This window comes from Methylosinus sp. is20ea (genome assembly GCF_059718135.1).
Map to the genome: position 1 here is coordinate 3143154 of NZ_AP046088.1, position 16319 is coordinate 3159472.

Annotated in this window: 21 protein-coding genes and 1 tRNA gene; 3 read left to right on the forward strand and 19 right to left on the reverse strand. The window is 59.9% G+C overall.

The genetic code is table 11. From position 1 onward, the window contains the following. Nucleotides 1–35: 35 nt before the first annotated feature. Both AC6IY7_RS14770 and AC6IY7_RS14775 read left to right on the forward strand, forming a co-directional pair. A complete protein-coding gene (locus AC6IY7_RS14770) occupies nucleotides 36–269 on the forward strand; it encodes a DUF1467 family protein (RefSeq protein WP_497780158.1) in 234 nt (77 codons plus the stop codon). Between the two features lie 116 nt (nucleotides 270–385). Next, nucleotides 386–461: transfer RNA gene (locus tag AC6IY7_RS14775), tRNA-Lys, on the forward strand. Between the two features lie 259 nt (nucleotides 462–720). On the opposite strand, the gene AC6IY7_RS14780 is transcribed toward AC6IY7_RS14775, so the two are convergent. The 5 genes from AC6IY7_RS14780 to AC6IY7_RS14800 form a co-directional block, all read right to left on the reverse strand. Continuing rightward, nucleotides 721–1260 carry a hypothetical protein gene (locus AC6IY7_RS14780; protein ID WP_497780160.1) on the reverse strand — a complete coding sequence of 180 codons (540 nt, stop codon included), beginning with the start codon at nucleotides 1258–1260 and terminating at the stop codon, nucleotides 721–723. Beyond that, the gene (locus AC6IY7_RS14785) at nucleotides 1257–1592 is read right to left on the reverse strand and encodes a hypothetical protein (protein WP_497780161.1); all 336 of its coding nucleotides are present in this window, start codon (nucleotides 1590–1592) and stop codon (nucleotides 1257–1259) included. Before AC6IY7_RS14785 ends, AC6IY7_RS14780 begins: the two co-directional genes overlap by 4 nt. A 39-nt stretch (nucleotides 1593–1631) precedes the next feature. Further along, a complete protein-coding gene (locus tag AC6IY7_RS14790; protein WP_497780163.1) occupies nucleotides 1632–1988 on the reverse strand; it encodes a hypothetical protein in 357 nt (118 codons plus the stop codon). A gap of 2 nt (nucleotides 1989–1990) precedes the next feature. Beyond that, on the reverse strand, nucleotides 1991–2263 hold the full coding sequence (locus tag AC6IY7_RS14795; RefSeq protein ID WP_497780165.1) for a hypothetical protein: 273 nt from the start codon (nucleotides 2261–2263) through the stop codon (nucleotides 1991–1993). Nucleotides 2264–2376: 113 nt separating this feature from the next. Beyond that, nucleotides 2377–2787, reverse strand: coding sequence for a hypothetical protein (locus tag AC6IY7_RS14800; protein WP_497780167.1), 411 nt, complete (start codon nucleotides 2785–2787; stop codon nucleotides 2377–2379). A gap of 175 nt (nucleotides 2788–2962) precedes the next feature. Between AC6IY7_RS14800 and AC6IY7_RS14805 the strand changes: the two genes are divergently transcribed. Then, nucleotides 2963–3202: a helix-turn-helix domain-containing protein gene (locus tag AC6IY7_RS14805; RefSeq protein ID WP_497780168.1), complete on the forward strand. Its 240-nt coding sequence runs from the start codon at nucleotides 2963–2965 to the stop codon at nucleotides 3200–3202. 5 nt (nucleotides 3203–3207) lie between these two features. Here the strand turns inward: AC6IY7_RS14805 and AC6IY7_RS14810 are convergent, their stop codons facing one another. From AC6IY7_RS14810 to AC6IY7_RS14875, 14 genes are all read right to left on the reverse strand, one after another. Further along, nucleotides 3208–3849, reverse strand: a complete 642-nt coding sequence (locus AC6IY7_RS14810) for a Fic family protein (RefSeq protein WP_497780169.1) — start codon at nucleotides 3847–3849, stop codon at nucleotides 3208–3210. 11 nt (nucleotides 3850–3860) lie between these two features. After that, nucleotides 3861–4058, reverse strand: a complete 198-nt coding sequence (locus AC6IY7_RS14815; protein WP_497780171.1) for a hypothetical protein — start codon at nucleotides 4056–4058, stop codon at nucleotides 3861–3863. 208 nt (nucleotides 4059–4266) lie between these two features. Next, nucleotides 4267–4521: a hypothetical protein gene (locus AC6IY7_RS14820; RefSeq protein ID WP_497780173.1), complete on the reverse strand. Its 255-nt coding sequence runs from the start codon at nucleotides 4519–4521 to the stop codon at nucleotides 4267–4269. A gap of 1 nt (nucleotide 4522) precedes the next feature. Continuing rightward, the gene (locus AC6IY7_RS14825) at nucleotides 4523–6346 is read right to left on the reverse strand and encodes a hypothetical protein (protein WP_497780175.1); all 1824 of its coding nucleotides are present in this window, start codon (nucleotides 6344–6346) and stop codon (nucleotides 4523–4525) included. A gap of 145 nt (nucleotides 6347–6491) precedes the next feature. Beyond that, a complete protein-coding gene (locus tag AC6IY7_RS14830) occupies nucleotides 6492–7079 on the reverse strand; it encodes a hypothetical protein (RefSeq protein ID WP_497780177.1) in 588 nt (195 codons plus the stop codon). Between the two features lie 597 nt (nucleotides 7080–7676). Next, on the reverse strand, nucleotides 7677–10223 hold the full coding sequence (locus AC6IY7_RS14835; protein WP_497780179.1) for a hypothetical protein: 2547 nt from the start codon (nucleotides 10221–10223) through the stop codon (nucleotides 7677–7679). Between the two features lie 122 nt (nucleotides 10224–10345). Continuing rightward, nucleotides 10346–10573, reverse strand: coding sequence for a hypothetical protein (locus AC6IY7_RS14840; protein ID WP_497780181.1), 228 nt, complete (start codon nucleotides 10571–10573; stop codon nucleotides 10346–10348). Next, a complete protein-coding gene (locus tag AC6IY7_RS14845) occupies nucleotides 10561–10776 on the reverse strand; it encodes a hypothetical protein (protein ID WP_497780183.1) in 216 nt (71 codons plus the stop codon). The genes AC6IY7_RS14840 and AC6IY7_RS14845 overlap by 13 nt, the downstream gene beginning before the upstream one ends. Before the next feature lie 84 nt (nucleotides 10777–10860). Then, nucleotides 10861–11508: a hypothetical protein gene (locus AC6IY7_RS14850; protein WP_497780184.1), complete on the reverse strand. Its 648-nt coding sequence runs from the start codon at nucleotides 11506–11508 to the stop codon at nucleotides 10861–10863. A 13-nt stretch (nucleotides 11509–11521) separates the two neighbouring features. Continuing rightward, the gene (locus AC6IY7_RS14855; RefSeq protein WP_497780185.1) at nucleotides 11522–13435 is read right to left on the reverse strand and encodes a hypothetical protein; all 1914 of its coding nucleotides are present in this window, start codon (nucleotides 13433–13435) and stop codon (nucleotides 11522–11524) included. Then, the gene (locus AC6IY7_RS14860; protein WP_497780186.1) at nucleotides 13432–13803 is read right to left on the reverse strand and encodes a hypothetical protein; all 372 of its coding nucleotides are present in this window, start codon (nucleotides 13801–13803) and stop codon (nucleotides 13432–13434) included. Before AC6IY7_RS14860 ends, AC6IY7_RS14855 begins: the two co-directional genes overlap by 4 nt. A gap of 613 nt (nucleotides 13804–14416) precedes the next feature. Continuing rightward, the gene (locus AC6IY7_RS14865) at nucleotides 14417–15634 is read right to left on the reverse strand and encodes an AAA family ATPase (RefSeq protein ID WP_497780187.1); all 1218 of its coding nucleotides are present in this window, start codon (nucleotides 15632–15634) and stop codon (nucleotides 14417–14419) included. Continuing rightward, a complete protein-coding gene (locus AC6IY7_RS14870; RefSeq protein WP_497780188.1) occupies nucleotides 15631–15936 on the reverse strand; it encodes a hypothetical protein in 306 nt (101 codons plus the stop codon). The genes AC6IY7_RS14865 and AC6IY7_RS14870 overlap by 4 nt, the downstream gene beginning before the upstream one ends. Then, nucleotides 15933–16286: a VRR-NUC domain-containing protein gene (locus AC6IY7_RS14875; protein WP_497780189.1), complete on the reverse strand. Its 354-nt coding sequence runs from the start codon at nucleotides 16284–16286 to the stop codon at nucleotides 15933–15935. Before AC6IY7_RS14875 ends, AC6IY7_RS14870 begins: the two co-directional genes overlap by 4 nt. Nucleotides 16287–16319 lie beyond the last annotated feature (33 nt).

The window sequence follows — 16319 nt, forward strand, 5'->3', positions numbered from 1 at the left end:
CGTCGGGGGCGGCGTGAGGTCAAGGAGCGCGAACTTTGCCATTCTCGACGCCGCTCGCGGTCGCGATCTATCTCACCATCTGGTGGATCGTGCTTTTTGCTATTCTGCCTTTCGGGGTTCGCTCTTCGGAGGAGGAGAGCGACACGCCGATCGGAGGGGACCCTGGCGCGCCTGTGGCGCCGAAGCTCTGGATCAAGGCCGTGGCGACGACTGTGGTCGCCACGATTTTGTTCGCGCTCTTCGTGCTTTATGTGAACTGGGTCGGATAGAGGGACGATCCGATCGAGCCGGGGTTGACCGGTCCGTCGTCAACGGGTAGGGGTCGAGGGCTGGGGTCGCGGCGATCCGTGGGGCGATCGCCCGCGGTTCGAAGCGGTTTTCGAGCGAGCGCGTAGCTCAGTTGGTAGAGCATCTGACTTTTAATCAGAGGGTCATGGGTTCGAGTCCCATCGCGCTCACCAAGCGAAAACAGCAGTTTAGAACGAGATACGGGGCAGCGGCGATGCCCGTTTCTGGCTCAGGGTAGCCCTGAGGGTAACGGCGCGATGGAAAAATTTCCTGGAAAATCGGGTTCCTGATTTCGGGGTAGTCCGGTTCCGGCCAGGGGAGTCGCAGCGCCGCCAAAGAGCGACAGACGCAAAAACGCCCCGCGCTTACATCCGGCGTCGGGGCGTCTCAGGCAACGGGCCGAAAATTCGGCCGGTCGATCTTGCTCATAGATTAGGCGGCACGGGTCTGTGGCGCAAGGGAGGGCGCGGGCCGATCGCCTTTGGTCTTCAATTCGTCGCAGCGATCATCGACAGGCGTCCACGGATTGCAGTAATGGCTTAAGAAGCCAGTCGGCACAATGTCTTTGATCTTTCGCTCGGCGGCCGCGTCCACTGCGTCGAGCGCTGAATAGAGAAGGCGATTGAGACTTCTTATTTTGTGCTCTCTCTCATAAGCGCTGCCATCTCCGCCGAGATCGTCAAACAGGGCGTCGATCTGATTCAGGGCCTCGACGATCTGCACAGCAGCACCGGACAAATTCTTCGCTTTCACCATAGAGAGCATGTCGCGCAGAACAAGAGTCTCATCCGCCGAATGTTTGGCGGCGTTATCCAGGTAGATTTTTGCCGAATGCTTATTCTCTCGCTCCGCGTCGCGCCATCTAGATATAAAATCATCTTCAGATCTGAAAGCCGCGCCGAGACGGGTTGCGATGGCCAATAGTTCGTCAGCCTCTTCGACGGTCGTGGGCTGTCGGTTCTTCATGGTCATGCCTCCTGCTCGATTACGGCGGCGACCGCTTCGATTGCGCCGACAAGCGTCGGCTGGTGGTCTGGGTCGTGGCCGACTTCGGCGATAGTCGGGGCGAGGAGCCGAAGCATAGCCAGTGCGCCCGCCTTCGTCCTCGGCGCGGTTTTCATGGCGGCGTCAAGACAGTCGAAAGCGTCCGTGTTCAGTTTTTCGAATCGCTTTTCGGCTGCGAGGAAATTGCCGGACTCGGCCGCATCCTCATAGGCTTTCTGGGCGGCGTCGGTGGCTTCGAGGGCGCGCTTGTATTTGGCGATGGCAATGAGGGCGGGGTCCAGAATGAAAATGTTCGACATTCGCCTGATCTCCCATGGTTCGAGGTTTTTTTCAGAAAATCAGGCGTATTCCGCCGGATTGAAGTGGAGATCGAGCGCGAGCAAAACGCTATCGAATCCCTCGCTCAGGAACGAGCGCTTGTTAAGCCGCTGTCCGAGAACATGATTGAGCAAATAGCGAGTCTTTTCGATCAGCTCTGCATTATCGGCACATGGCGTCTCGGCCAATTCAGTAAAGGCGTCATATGCCGCCTCGCTCAGATCATCCGGAATATCTTTTTCCGTCCCGCAGGTCGATAGGACGGCGGCAAAGGCGTCCTTGTGCCTCTCCAGAGCGGCAGCAAACGGGCTACGCTGCGCGTCGGCGGCGAGGAATCGGCGGCGAGATGGTTCTGTGATGGAGGGGCGGTCAGCCATGGTCACGCCTCCCGCTCGAGGACAGCGACGGCCGCGCGGATCGCGGTTGGGGCGAGTTCGGTCTCGCGGTCGGTCGTGTGGTCGGATGCTAGCCGCGCGGCGACATGGCCGAGCAATTGAAACGCCCCCTCCCGGGTCGTCGGTCGCGCGTCAAGCGCCGCATTTTCGGCCGCAAGCAGGCGTCGAAACGGCTTCTCCTCGGCGTCCTCGGCCTCCTTCACGGCGTCGTCGTCCGCGGCGAGCGCAGCATTTGTCACGGCGAAGGCAGCGTCCATGCCCTTGCGGGCGTCGCGATACTCGGCGAGAGCGGCGAGAACAGGATCGGCTGCAACGGTAATCGATTGATACGACATTGAAATTCTCCAAGGCTTTCGGGGAGTCAGTCGAATTAGGCGAGCCCTGTCGCGAGGATCGAAGACGCCGCGGCGGTCTGGACAAAGCGGACCAAAGAGTTTTCCTCATCGGCATAGTCGACGAGATAGACGAGCGCCGCGGCGAGTCCCGCGAGCGTCGCCGGCTGCGTCTCGGCGAGAGTGAGCAGCGCAGAGCGCTCCTCCTCGCCGGCTCGAGCATAAGCCGCCTCGTCGTCGGCGGTGATGACGCGCCCTTGCTCCTCTGCCAGGACGCTGTCGGTAAGATCGCACGCCACGATGAACGCCGCGCGGGCGCGCCGATGATGTTCGATCGCGGCAATTATCGGATCAGCGACAGGCGCGGCCGCAGCGAGTGCGGGGAGCCCTGCGACCGGTGCCGTGGCGAGGCCGGCGAGGGTTGTGCGGCGTGATGTTGTGGTCGGCATGTTCTCTCCTCCTTCAGGCAAGCCGGGAGCGTTCGCCGGGACGGGGAGTGTCCGGCGTGGTTGCGCTCAAAACTGTCGAAAAACGACGGATTAGATGCTAATCGATGATTTAGGATGCATCAAGCATTTTTCAACAGTTCTGGCGTTTTTCGATGCTTCATGATAAAAAGTCAGCATGAATCCTGCCCAATGCCGCGCCGCACGCGCCCTTCTCGATTGGTCACAGCAACAGCTCGCCGAAGCCGCGAGAGTTGGCGTCGTGACTGTTAGGCAATTCGAAGGGAGCGCGTCTCAGCCGCGAAATGCGACCTTGGATGTCCTTCAGCGGGCCCTCGAGGCCGCGGGCGTGATCTTCGTCGACGAGAACGGGGAAGGTCCGGGCGTAAGATTGAAAAAGGGCGTTCAGTCGCGTTGATTACGCTACTCTGACTGGTCCGTCGTCGCGCCAGCGAAAACAGCGGCAACCGATTGTAGTTGTTCATTGATTAGCGTTACAAAAATTTGATGCAGTGGCCGGAGGTCAAGCGTCCCGGCATTATACGTTTCGTGAGCATGTTGTAGGGCTGCACAACAGGCAGGCTTTTCGCGCTTCAGCAAAGCTGGAAGAGCCGGATGACCCTGCATCAATCCGCCAAGCTTCAGGCATAAAACGTAAAAAGCAGCCACCCTTGCTGTTCTTCCATTGCCATTTATAAACGGGTGAATATTATTAACCCTCCAATATACAAATGCAGAAAGAGCTACAGCGTCTGTACCGTCCCAGTTTTTGTTTACTTCATTGATAAAGTCGTCCATCAGCGCTGAAATTTGCCAATGATTTGGCGGCATGTGTCCGCCAACTGTAACTTGACATGGTCTATATTCACCCGCATTCGTATGCAGGCACGCAATAGCATGGAAGTTAAACATTTTTATGATGTGCTGAGACAAAAATATTTTGTTTGTTGCGATCGCTGTTTCTATCAGCGATCGCATAAAATCATATTGCCTGCCGCCGTTTTCAACTTCCAGACTTTGGTATACTGGATTGTTTTCGCTTCTAAATAATTCGAACAAAATCATGACGCACCAGACTATCTCAGGTTGATCTTTCTTCCTTCGTGGCGAGCGAGAACTTCTTCGACACGCTCCTTGGTGATATCATTGTCCGAACTGACAGCACCCAGAATGAATGACACTTTCTGCGCGCGCAAATCATGCTCAGACGGCTCGCGGCGCGTGGCCGCCCGCATGCGCTCAAGCAATTCGTGATTTGTGACGAGGTTTTCCATTCCACCCTCCAATGTGCGCAAAACAAATCAGGAACGCGAGTACTGAGGAAAATTTCTCGCTTAGATAGGACACTTTGTCGAGTTGCAAATATGGGCGTAGGTGCGTGGCTTATCCACAAATTCTTAATAACTAATTGATTTATAGACATATTATTCTGCGTCATAGATTGACTTGCGGAGGAGATAGAGCTCGCCTCTTTCGCTGGCGTCAATGCCGAAGCTCGGGGCAAGAGGCGAAAATCGCGAGACCGATATCGTCGTCAAAATCATTGAGCAGTCCGGCCATCGGATGGTCGCGGGGAACGAGAAGCCGCACGCCGCCATCGAACCCGCGCCGAATTTCGAGATCGCGCACGGTGACGCTTTTTCCCACCATCTCGATCTCGATCGTCGCTAAGCCCATGACGCCGCCTATGCCGACTTTCTCAACCGATACGGTTAGCTCGACTTTTTTCCTCGCCATGTCAGTGCGCCGCCGCCGAGTTCATCAAAACAGTGGGATTCGCGCCTGTCGAATTCTGAACAGTCACCTTAACCCTGCGGCCCACGTTGGTGTGCCTCGCAAAAGCAAACGGGCCAACCGGATGCGAGCCCGCTTGAGGCGTCGGCCGATAGCCGCTATCGCCCCAACTGGGGTCAGCGTTTCTCGGCCCGCGATACCCCATCCATGGCTGCAAGCTACCGCCATGAGCGAGATATTGCGCGACCCATCGAACTTGCTGCGGTATCGTTGCCGGGTTTCTCAGGTCGAGGCCGGTTTCTCGTTCGAAGCGAGCGCCGAGGCCGCCTCTCCGATTGAGCTGGAAAGGCCCCCAAGACGATTCCATAGCGTCATCTTTGACGTCGTATCGGTTGTTACGGTTCGACTCGCCCGCGCGGATGCCTTCCAAAATCCGCGGATCGATACCGGCGCGCCGAGCCTCGTCCTCAATGAGCCGCGTGAGGCTTCCCTGTGTCGAGCCGACATTCCCCCAAGCGCCTATCCCAGAGCCAGTAGCACCGCCGGGGGAAGCTGTGCCAGATGAACCTCTAGCGCCAGCCCCAGATGCACCAGAACGCCCCGCGCTACCAGCGGGGCCAGAACCTTCGCCAGCCGGGCCAGTGGCCGCCGCAGCCGGCGGAACGCCCAAAAGCCACCCGAGTAAATTTCCGAGCTGAACGGCCACTTCGCCGAGCTTAAAAATATCTCGCGCGGCGTGAATGACGTGGCCCTCCCAACGCTCGAGCGCCTTCCGAACATTATCCTCATTCGATGGCGCGAGCTCTTTGACGAGCCATTCAAAGCCGTCTGCGACAAGCCCTATGAAGCTCTCGAGCATTCCACCTTCGCGCATCACGACGGCCAAAAGCCGCGCGAACGAGTTCGCCAAATTTCCGATCGGCCCAGCCATACCCGCCAAGCTATCGATGAATTTTGACTGAATAATCTTGCCCGCGGCGTCCAGCTTCGTCATGAAGCCCTGCCACGTTGCTTGCTGTGCCGGCGACAAGTCGAGCCGCTTCCGCAGTCCGCCCATTCCACCGGCGAGGCCAGCGACTTCCTCGCGGCTCATATTCTGAAGCACGCGAGCGGTCGTGATATCGATCAGTTGATCGAGACGCGTCGCCTGCAAACCCGTCGCGAGCTGGCCCTTCGGGATTCGGTCGAGCGTTTCCTTCATGCGGACGATAGCGTTCGTCGCTACGTCCGCCGTATCGCCGTTCATCTCATTCGCGCCCATTCCCATTTGCTGGAAAATGGAGCGGCCTTCCGGGCTCGCCAGCGCAGCGCTGACGCGACCAAGAATGCCTTCCGCGTCGCCGAGGCGGCCAAACTGCGTTCGGAACGCTCCCAGCCCTCCATAGCTTGTCCCGAGGCCCATAGAGCGCGTGCGATCAGTCGAGACAGACTCGGCGAGACGATCTAATCCGAACAACGCGCCGCCGCTGGTCAGTGTTCCGATGACCGACGTAAGCGCCGCCCATTTCAAGAGCGCGCCCGTCGCCTTCACGATATTCGTCGCGACATTCGCCGTGCTACGCGCCATGTCCTTCCAATGGCGGGCAGAACTCTCCGACGCTTTGTCCAGCCTGCGGGAGTTCTCCAACAGCTCGACCATGCCGCTGGCCGCTTCGTGCATTTCGGACGCGGCTTTTTCGAACTTGTCGCCCGCGTCGGCCGCAGCCTCGCCCGTCGTGCGCCACGCATCCGGCATTTTGTCCAATGCCGATTTGAAGCGATCGAACGAGCGATGGAATTCGTCGAACTTCCCACTATCGACGTCGGCGGCAATTTTGATCTTGGCCATTATGGCGTGACCTCATTGAGCAGTCGAGCGGCCCGCCCTAGGAGAAGGCGAGCCGCTCTGCCGGTCCCCGCCGGAAAGGCTTCGAAACGGCAGGGGCCGGCGGCTACAGCGCCAGCGGGCTGAAGAGAAGCGCCGGCGCGGTATCTTAAAAATTCTCTCGCTGGAGGATTTCGCGAAGACGGATTTCACGCGGATCGACCAGCCGGGCGAGGCGGGCGGGCTGCTTGAACTGGCGAACGAATGAGGCCCCGCGAAAATTGGTAATCTGCCGCCCGCTCTCGTCGCGCTTCGAGATCGCGTGCGTCTCGTCGGGCGCCAAATGCGAGCCGGAATCCGCATAGGCGACCGCATCGGCAAAAACCTGCCGCTCGATGATATCGAGATTCTTGCCAGACTGCTCGGCGATGTTTACGTGCTTCCAAAGCTCGGAATGCTGTTGCAGCGGCCTCAACAATCTCGTCCGATACTGGTGCATTCTTTCGCCGGGCAATGGCGCGGGTGCCCGCTTGCCCAGCGCGGAATAAGCATCATCCGCACGCGCCTGACAATCCGCCATCGCGGATTCTTCAGCTTCGCACAGAGGGCCGACACTCTTCATTTCGCGGCTAATGTCGCGTTCCATCGCGTTCAGTTGGTCGCGAAGCGCCTTAGCCTCGCGGATTTTGCTCGGAAGGTCGTTCATGTTTGCATCTCCTTCGGCGTCGGCGGCGAGCTGCTTCGGCTCATCAATCATGCGGGCGGGATCGTCGGGATCGTTCGCGGATTTCGGAATATAGGTCGGCGCTTCGGCCGCGCTTGCGGTAAATCGAGTTGCAGAATTTGCGACTTGATCACTCTTGCGGTCGCCGCCGTGCTTCGTCTCCGGGTGAAGCTCCTCGTAGATCGCCTTGCGCCGGAAGATCGCCGGGGCTTCCTGCGCCGAGCGGCCAGGTCGTCCACAATCATGAGCCAGTTCCCTGGCCGGAGTCGAACCAGGGCAGTCGACGGAACCAAATCGAAGCGGCTGTGTTCCGCCATCTCAGGCCGCATCACCCTGCCAATGGCTCGCCAGCCTACCATCGCGCGAGCGCCGCGAACCTGAGCGCCGGATATTATCGCACATCCCGGGTCCGGGTCCTCGAGGGCGTGGCGCATGGTGACGATGGTCTTCAACTCTCATTTGTCCTTTGGCGGCTGTTGCGGATTCGGAACGAATGCTGATTGAACCTTCGAAATAGCGGGGGCCGCCTCATGGCGTGCGACCTCAGCAGCGATGATAGCCTGTAGCTCCTGGCCACCAGCATGAAGCCGGACAAAAAGATAACCGCTATCTTGCGATACATTGCGTTTCTTAGAACGTCGTCAACGCGACTCTTTTCCAGGTATTTGTTGCAGTGCAAACATAGACATAGTTCGCGTCCCATTCGACCTTACCGGCGGAACACGTCTCGGACGACGAGGCCGGTGTCGCAAGAGGCGCCACGTAATGTCCAGGCGAAGTGAGGTTTCCGCTCGAGTCAAACACCGCCGGACCGGAAGCAGCGTTCGGCCCGTAGAAACCGCTGAAGTCGATATTGGCTCCACTAGAGGCATTCGCTGCCGCGCCGACAGTTCCTGCGCAACTTGCGCCAATCGCGACATCACGAAACCTTATATTGTTGCTGGTATTTAAAGCAATAATATTGTAGTCATACACATACGGAGGCGTGCAATCTTGGAATTGAGGATGCCCAGTAATATCCTTCGATGCCCCCTCTATCACAATAGCCGTCTTTCCACTCGACCCAGACGCGTCTATTATTGGGCTAACGTCAGCACCATGCACATTGTTGAGGATAATAGCGTGGTTCGTCGTGTTCGGCATCCACGTGTCTATTGATATAGACGTTATTCCGTTTGTCGCGGCGGCGGCGCTATCGGCGCTGAAGAACATTGCGGCAGCGGCATAAGTCGGCGAGGAGCCGCGTGTATAGAACTTGCCGAGTCTTATATTCTGGACGACTGAATTCGCTCCCGTTGCCGTCGCATAGACATAGTAGCCATTGGCCAGAGTCCCGCTCTCGTCGTGAGAATCGAAATAGTTATTCGCCGTTACATGAATATCTGTAATATCCCCGCCATTAGACGCCTCGATCGAAATCCCGCGCGCCGACCAGTAAGCCTCCGAGCGGTCGATATCAATGCCGCCGACGCCACCAGGGGATTGATCGGCGACGAGCTTCCAATTCGCACTTCCTGTGCACGCGGACATGAGCGTCGCTTGGCATGGCGTGAAGTTCGCATCATGGAATGAGATGCTGGAAATTGATAGGCCGGCAACGGGATGCGCGAGATATGCGATACCATTCGACGCTGAATAGGAGATGTTCTCCCACGTCACCAAACGGCTTACGCGATCGTAAATGCCGACCGGGAAACTGTTGATGCTAATATTCCGAAACAGGTTCATTTCGCTGGCATTAAGCTGCGCCGTAGAGCTATCCAGGCCGACGCGGATGCCATATGTGACCGATCCGCTACCGTTGTTGACCATGCTGAAATCGCCGATGTCGAAATCAACGATTCCGAAGTTCGCCGAAGTCGGAATGATTTCGAGAAGCGCATCGCCGCCGGAGAATGTATTGCTTGCAACGAAACGCGTGCCGTAGCCATTCGCACCACAGCCTCGAAACCGCATCGGCGCATAGATGTTGAGCGTAATCGGCAACGGTCGCGCGAAAGTCTGAAATCCGCAGCCTATATCGACGCCATAGGTGTCATAGGGGGAATCGCCTGAGAACCCTTGGTTGATCCCCGCCGTATTCGTGCTCGCGATAGCCGCCTCGTAGCTCGCCTCGAGATCGCTCGTCCCCCACCATTCAGGCTTCGGGAAAGCGAGCCCAGTAACCGTCCCTGCGCCAGTAAATATCTGTGTGCGGTTAGCGACGATCTTCGCGCCACCGCCGAATGTCAGTGTCTTCGTGCTAGCGACCGAGAGAGCTCCGCCGGTCTCGACGATGGCCGCGAGATTTCCACTCAGCGCGAGGTTATTCGAGACTGTGCATGTGACGCCATCCGGGATAACGAAATTGTGCCCGGCCGCAAATGCCGCCGTCAACGCCGCGTCATTGCAGGTGGCGCCGTAAACGGTTACACTCGGCACCCCATTAACACTGCTGACAAAGGCCGTCGTCGCGGGCTTGGTCGAATTGTCATTCGACGCCTGCGTCGTTGCTGTCACTCCATTCGGAATAGCCGATGAGGCCGCAGCCGCGCCCGCCGCACCAGTGCCGATGTAGATCTGCGATGTCGTCGCGGAGGGAAGCGCGGTCGAGATATTCGTCGTCGTCGCCAGCGTCCCGGAGCCCGAGGGGAGCGCCATCGTCCCGCCCCCCGTCGCTGGGGCTGCGAGAGTCGTAACGCCGCTGGTGGAGCCGGCAAAGAGGATAGAGCCCTGGACCGATCCGGCCTGCCCGAGCGTGAGTGCGCCGCCCGAGATGTTCAGATTCGGGTTGCCAGCGACTGCCGCGGCTGATGCGGGATAATAGGACAGTTGACCGGCCGTTCCTGCCGCGACTGAGCCAGAGGAGCAGCATGGCGTGCCGCCATCAACGACATTGCCGCTCGCATCGGCCGCGAGATAATGCCCACTCGTGAACGCGCCGCTAGTCGTCGCGAAGCTCGTCGTATTGCCGGATCGCGATCCTTGAGCAAGGGTGCCGAGATCGCCAACCGTCCCGCCGATGATAGGGTCATGTGTCGTGAACGGGAAAATCGCCGGGGCGGCTACGAACGCCTGTTGTGGCGTCCATGTGTAGGCTCGTGTGCTTGTGCAATTGTCGTTGACGCATGCGTCGCCAGCATGGGTTATCTTGGTCATCGCAATAAAGGCAATGACGCAAATAAGTATCTTTCTCATGTTATAATCCATTAGTGCTGACGAGGCTTCGTGCACGAAAGGAGAGTCCATCTTCCGAAGCAAGGACGGTTGTAGAGAATAGCCCATAACCGATAAGGGCAGCCATGCGGTTGTTGGCCATATCAAGTCCTCAGATCATACCATAAGCCCGAATATCCGGGCTGAACGTTCTGCACGTATGCGAGGTCGGCATGCCTGTTTTGATCAACGATGGCTCCGATCGCCTCGGCAGGAAGCATCACTTCAATCTTGTCACGCGCCGGGATTTTTAGGCAATACGTCGATTGTCCGAGATCGACGTGCAGCTCAACGGCGCGCGAGGTTCCATTGCCGAGCGTCAATAGCTGCATTGCGGCAACCCTCCGAAAACAATCCTCGTCTCTCCCGCCGCGCGCGCTTCACGCTCGGCGCGCGCGCGGAACGCCTCTCGTGATTCATCGCCATCCTCGTCGCGCCACCAGAAACGATCGCCAGCGCGAGCGAACTCGCCCGTCGCGTCCGCAGCAATTCCGCCGCGAACGAAGCAAATCAGGAAGCCGTCGTCATCGGCCATGTGGTCGGGTGCATCCATCATGGCGCGATAGTGACGCAGGGAACGCGATGGCTCTAGGGAAGCAAAAATGCCGATTTCGCTTCCCTATCGGAGAATGCGCTTCTCGAGGTGCTTCCGAATAACGTCGAGCTTCTTACCCTCGCCGTCGTCGGGATCGCTCTCCAAGTCTCGCAGCGCGCCCGAATTCTTGAGCGCCATGAAAGTCAGTTGAACGACAGGGCCGTCTACGCCCAAGCCGGTAGGAATTAGCCGCTTCTTGCCTTTTGTAGCCCCTTGGCAATCTCGGTTCGCTATGCCGATCGCTTCAATGATCTTGTCCGCAACATGCCATGTCGCCGTCATCGGCGCAGGCTGCGCAAACTTTCGGGCGATGTGAATAGCCGGCGCAAATTCGCCTTCGATCCATTCCCTAATATCTGGTCCCGCGCCGTCCGCCGCTTTCATTCGCCGCGCGAGCGCGGCCTCGAGCTGCGCATGAAATCGCTTCGCTGAAAGACGAAGCTCCTTATCGGCGGCGCTTTCCTCCCACGGCGGCTTGGTCTCGCGAATCGCCATCGCGGCTTGCGCAATGCCGGACAGGTTGACGCGATCCGCCGTATGAGCCCAGGTCTTCGCCTTCGAATAGCGTGAGAACTCTGCGCGAAGATCGACGATGAAATCTGCGACCTCCCGCCAATATGAAGGGGCGTTGTGATTAGGCGGCGGCGACGGAGCGTCTTCTCGATCGGACATTGAGCGATCCAGATTATTGAGGGTCGAGCGTCAGTGCAATCGCGAGCAAAGCAGCTTGCCGCAAAGGATCGTCGGCTTTCTCGGCCGCCCGAAAGTCGAGGGCCGCGCCAAACGGCGAGGTTGCCGCCTTCTCCTGCGCTGGTTCGCAAACCTTCACATTCCCCGCCGCAATGTGTGCAGCGGCCGGTAGCAAGAGATCGTCGGCGTTCAGGTGCTCGGGGATTGCGTTGACGACGAGCCCAGGCGTCCGCACGCGCGCGACGAAATCTTGTGGAACGAACAGCGCCGCCGCTCGCGCCCTGCATTGCCCGCTCAGATCGCGCAGCCGAGTCCCGATCGTCTCGAATAGGCCGCCGTGCAATGGCCCCGCATCATAGTCGAGGATTTGGAGCCTTGCCCCCGCGAATGTCACGGCGGCATATATCGTCGCCGTCTTCCCGCTGGCGTCAGCGGTCATTACCGCAATCACAATCCGGCAAGCCGATGGCAACGGTAGCGCCGCGCCGTCCTGGAGAAGGTCAGCCTGCCTCACCAGCGAAGGCCGCTGTTCGCCGCTCGCGAGAACAAGGGCGATTGCTGCTCCATTTATGTAATCGTCGTGATTTCCGGCGCCGGGCGGATGATCTATGGTGTCACGCCCGCCGCGAGCCGTCCGCCGCTCAAGGTTGCATAGCTGCGTGATGAGCTTGTCGTGGTCGAGCAATTCGACGCGGCAAGAATTTAGCAATGGCAGCAAGTCGCGATAGATATCGCTCTTCGGCTTTTCGGACAGCGCATAATCGACACCACGTTTTCGGAATTGTTCGCGAGGCCACTCCCCGCCGTATCGATCGCCCGTGACCGAAGACAGGCCATAGGACTTGATCGTCTCGGCGAACTCCTCCGCGACGCTCTCGGGGCTGAAGGGAGGCGTCACAGCGCGAACGCAGTCGAGAATGACCGCGTCGCCTTCAGTATGCGCAATTGCCAGCGTGAAGCTGTCCGCCGAGCCGCCGCTCGGATCAGTGCCGGCGAAATACTCGACGCCCGGCACAGGCGGAAGTTCTCGCCGGCCAGGCACAACCGCGGCGTCCACAGCCTCGCGCGATACGAAGCTCTCGACGTCAGTTCGAAACTCGGCGCCATACTCGGCGCTCGCAACCGCGGCGTCGCGCTCATAGGCGCGGTCGACAACGCGCTGCGACAGGCTTGGATTCATCGTGCGGGAGGCGGCCTTGGCGACGATGACGAGCGGATCGCCCGCCGGGCCGAAGTCGCGTTTCCACACGTTGTAGAGTTCGCCGCGACGCGCATAGGGGCTCGATATGCAGATCAGCGGGCCGCCCGTGGTGGCGAGACCGGGGCGAATCGCGTTCAGGATTTCAGTGTCGGGATTGGCGCTGTTCTCGCTGCGCCAAAAGGCGACCTCGTCCCCGATTGCTGCGCAGAGAGTGCCGCCGCGCGCCGTCCTGTAGCTCGCCGGCCTAACCTCGATATCGACGCGGGTCGAAAGGCTAATCGTGTCGGCGGTGATGTTCTCGACGAGCTCGGCCATCGCCGGAACCTCGGCGAAAATGCCGTTCAGATATTGCAGCGCCCTCGAAGCCTGCCACGTGATCGCGCTCATGATCGGCAGCGACGCCCGCTCGCCCGGCGCCAGCACGTCCGAGTAGTCGCAGAGCCCGGCGAGGTAGCTCGCAAGCACGGCCGTGGCGCGCGTTTTCCCGCCGCGACGCCCGATGATGGCCCAAAACTCGTCTACCCGCTCTCCAGGCTCCGCAGGCCGCCCCGTGAGGCTTTCGAAGGTGACGCGCTCGTCGTTATGCAGCGGCTCGCCCATGGCCGCAATGAGCAGCACGCGCCACGCAGACCACGATTCGCCGGACAGGATCGCGCCGAATAGGTCGCGGTCCTCGAGGGCGTGGCGCATGGTGACGAGGGGCTTCACTTCGCAGCGTCTCCATTGTGACGGGCGACAATGCGCTCGAGGGCCGAGGGCTCCTTCTTCGGCCGGCGGCGGGCGCGGAGGGCGGAGAGGGTCCGACTGAGGCCGTTTGCAACGCGCGTGAGATCGTCGTGGTTGACCTGCTCTCCTTTGACGATGGCGGCCTGTATCCGCTCGCTCTGCATGGTGAGGCCGGCCGCCGTGCGGACCAGAGCGATGGTCTCCTCGGGGAGATCGTCGATATTGCCGAGCGGGGAGGCGAGGGCGACGACAAGGTCACGGAAGCGGCGCGCCTCGGCCGAGCGGCCGTCGAGGCCCGGCAACGCCGCGATGCAATTCGCCGCCCGCGAGCGGTTTTGCTTCGATGGCACGATGAGGCGCATGCGGCCAGAAGGAGAGGGCCGTGCGGCAGAGCGGGCGGAGTGTGAAGTCACTCGATTTTCTCCCCAGTTGTTACCCGTGAGAGAATAGCTCGGAATAGACACACTTACTACGTTGACATTGCGAGACATTATAAGACATAGCGCCTGTCTAACAATCAGATACCAGGGAAACCGCGCCGCAGGACGTGGCACATTCGATCGGCTGCGACCTCGGCACGGCTGGAGAAGTCGAGGTTTTGCGGCTGTCTCGGGCCGCTCTTTCCAGCCATCTGGCAGAGCGTATTCTCTCGCTTGGCTGGCTATCCATCCAATTGTTGAGCTTCCGCCTGTGAAACACTTTCGAGGCGCAGCGCCCGCCCCAAGGCGGCGCGCAAAGCGCCTATGGGGGTATGGGGGGCAAGGAAGAATTGCAGGAAGGAAGCGCGAAAGCCCTGTGAAACGCGGCTTGCCCGGAAGCGGGAAGAGCGGGAACGGAAGAACGGGAAGGAAGCGGGAATTCGCCCGGAAATCCCGAAGAAATTCGGCCTTCCCGCTATCATTTTTTCGAAAGCGCGAAAAGCGGGAAGGTAAGCGGGAAGGCATAGGATCATCATACTATGACCTATGCAGTTGGAGCCGAACGGACGATCCAGCGGACGCGCTTGGACGGCGGCCCGGTTTCTTCGACGCGGATCATGTTGCGATCGAATAGCCTCGTCATCGCGCCTTCGAAGTCGCTCTCCCGGTAGCCTTGGCGCTGCGGATGACGCCTGAACTCCCGGGGCGCGTAGTTGTTCGCCATGCGGGTAGCTGAAACGCGCTGCCCCTGCACATGCATCGCGTCGAGGATCGAAAGAAACACGTCCTCGGCGGGCGGTCGGTAAGCGTTGCCGGCGGGGAAGTCCGGGACGAAGGCGCCGTTGCGGTAGCGGAGCGGAACACTTTCGCCGCTCGGCGCATAGTTGGCTTTCATGACGGACAGGACACGCGCGTCCTTGTCGGGCATGGAGCCGTCCGGCGCATCTTCGTCGCGGAAGTAGAGGCGAGAGCGAACGGTCCCTTCCCATGCTGTCGATCCGCTTTGCCCCGAGCCGTCGGACATTCCGGCGCGCGACGGATGCGCGAGGAACATGACGGCGCCTCCAATGTCTCTCGCGATCGTGGCGAGCGCCGATTGAACGAATTGCCGGACCTGTGTTCGATCGTTCTCATTGCCGGCGAAGCCGTCGGACACCGTGTCGAAGATGACCAACTCGGCGTGCTCGTCCTTGGCCCACTCGACAAGCTGCTTATGCAGCGGCGTCGGCTCTATCTTGCCGCTTTTGGCAAAGGTCGCAAGGATGTTATCCTCGCCGAGCCGAGACACCATGCGCGCGTTGCGCAAATCATTCTCGCCTATCTGCATGTGATCTTCGATGCGCCGCCATCGTCGCATCAATTCGTCTGCGTCGTCCTCGCAGTAGACGCCAACCGATTTGACCGGCTCGACGATGCGTCCGCACCACTCTCCGCTGGTCGCCGTCGCCGCTTGTAGCTGCATGGCGAGCGTGCTCTTGCCTTTACCGGGCGGCCCATAGAGGCCGGTCACGACGCCGCAGGGAACCATTCCCGGAACGATGAATTTCCGTTCGGGAATTTCCCTCCCCCGCCACTCCTCGGGCCGAATGATCTTCAGCGGCGGCAATTTCTGCGCGCTCGACGCCTCGGCGCCATGAGCGCCGCGAAGAGCGGCTTCGCGGTCACGCTTGAAGCTGTCCGGCTCTTCGGCCGGCGGCGCATCGTGATACAGTGCCGAACTAGGCGCGTCGAAATCGTCGTCGAGTGCAAAGGGTCGGCTCATTCGGCCTCCCTTTCCGCATCGGCGCGAAGCGCATCGAAACTGCGTGCGGCCTCGCGGATGCTCGCAATAATTCGCGACAGTCGGTAATAGGCTTCGTCATCGTCGCCGAATTGCATTGCGACATGCGCCGCGAGCGCGTCGGCCGGAACCATGCCGATGACGTCGCAGATGTGTGCGCGCTGCATATCGCGCGAGAACTCGCAGCGGAGCGGAGCCGTCTCGCGGCCGCGGCGCTTCGGAAGGCCGGCGCGATAGGCGCGGGCCGCTTCGATCGTCAAAGGGTCGCTGATAGGCGCGTTCATGCGGCGCCCCCCTTTGCTGTCGCCGCGAGATCGATCCGCAGCACGTTCCACTCGTTGAGCGCCGCGAGCGCCTCGTCGATACGATAGGCCACGACATAGGGCGCGCCGTGAACGATACACCACGCGCGGAACTGCTCTTGATCTTCCGTCAGGTCTTCGCCGGCTCGCTTCAGCTCTAAGCAGTGGAGCGAGCCGCGAGGCGACACCAAAAGGAAATCCGGCCATCCGCGGCGGACGCCCATTTGCTTCAATTTCGCGGCCGTGCGGATATCCCGTAGCTCGCCGCTGGGAATATGCGTCCATTGCCATTCCGGGCGCGCGTAGTCGCGCAAGAGCTTCGCGACGCTCATATGCAACGCAAGCTCTTTCGGGCGAACCTTTGG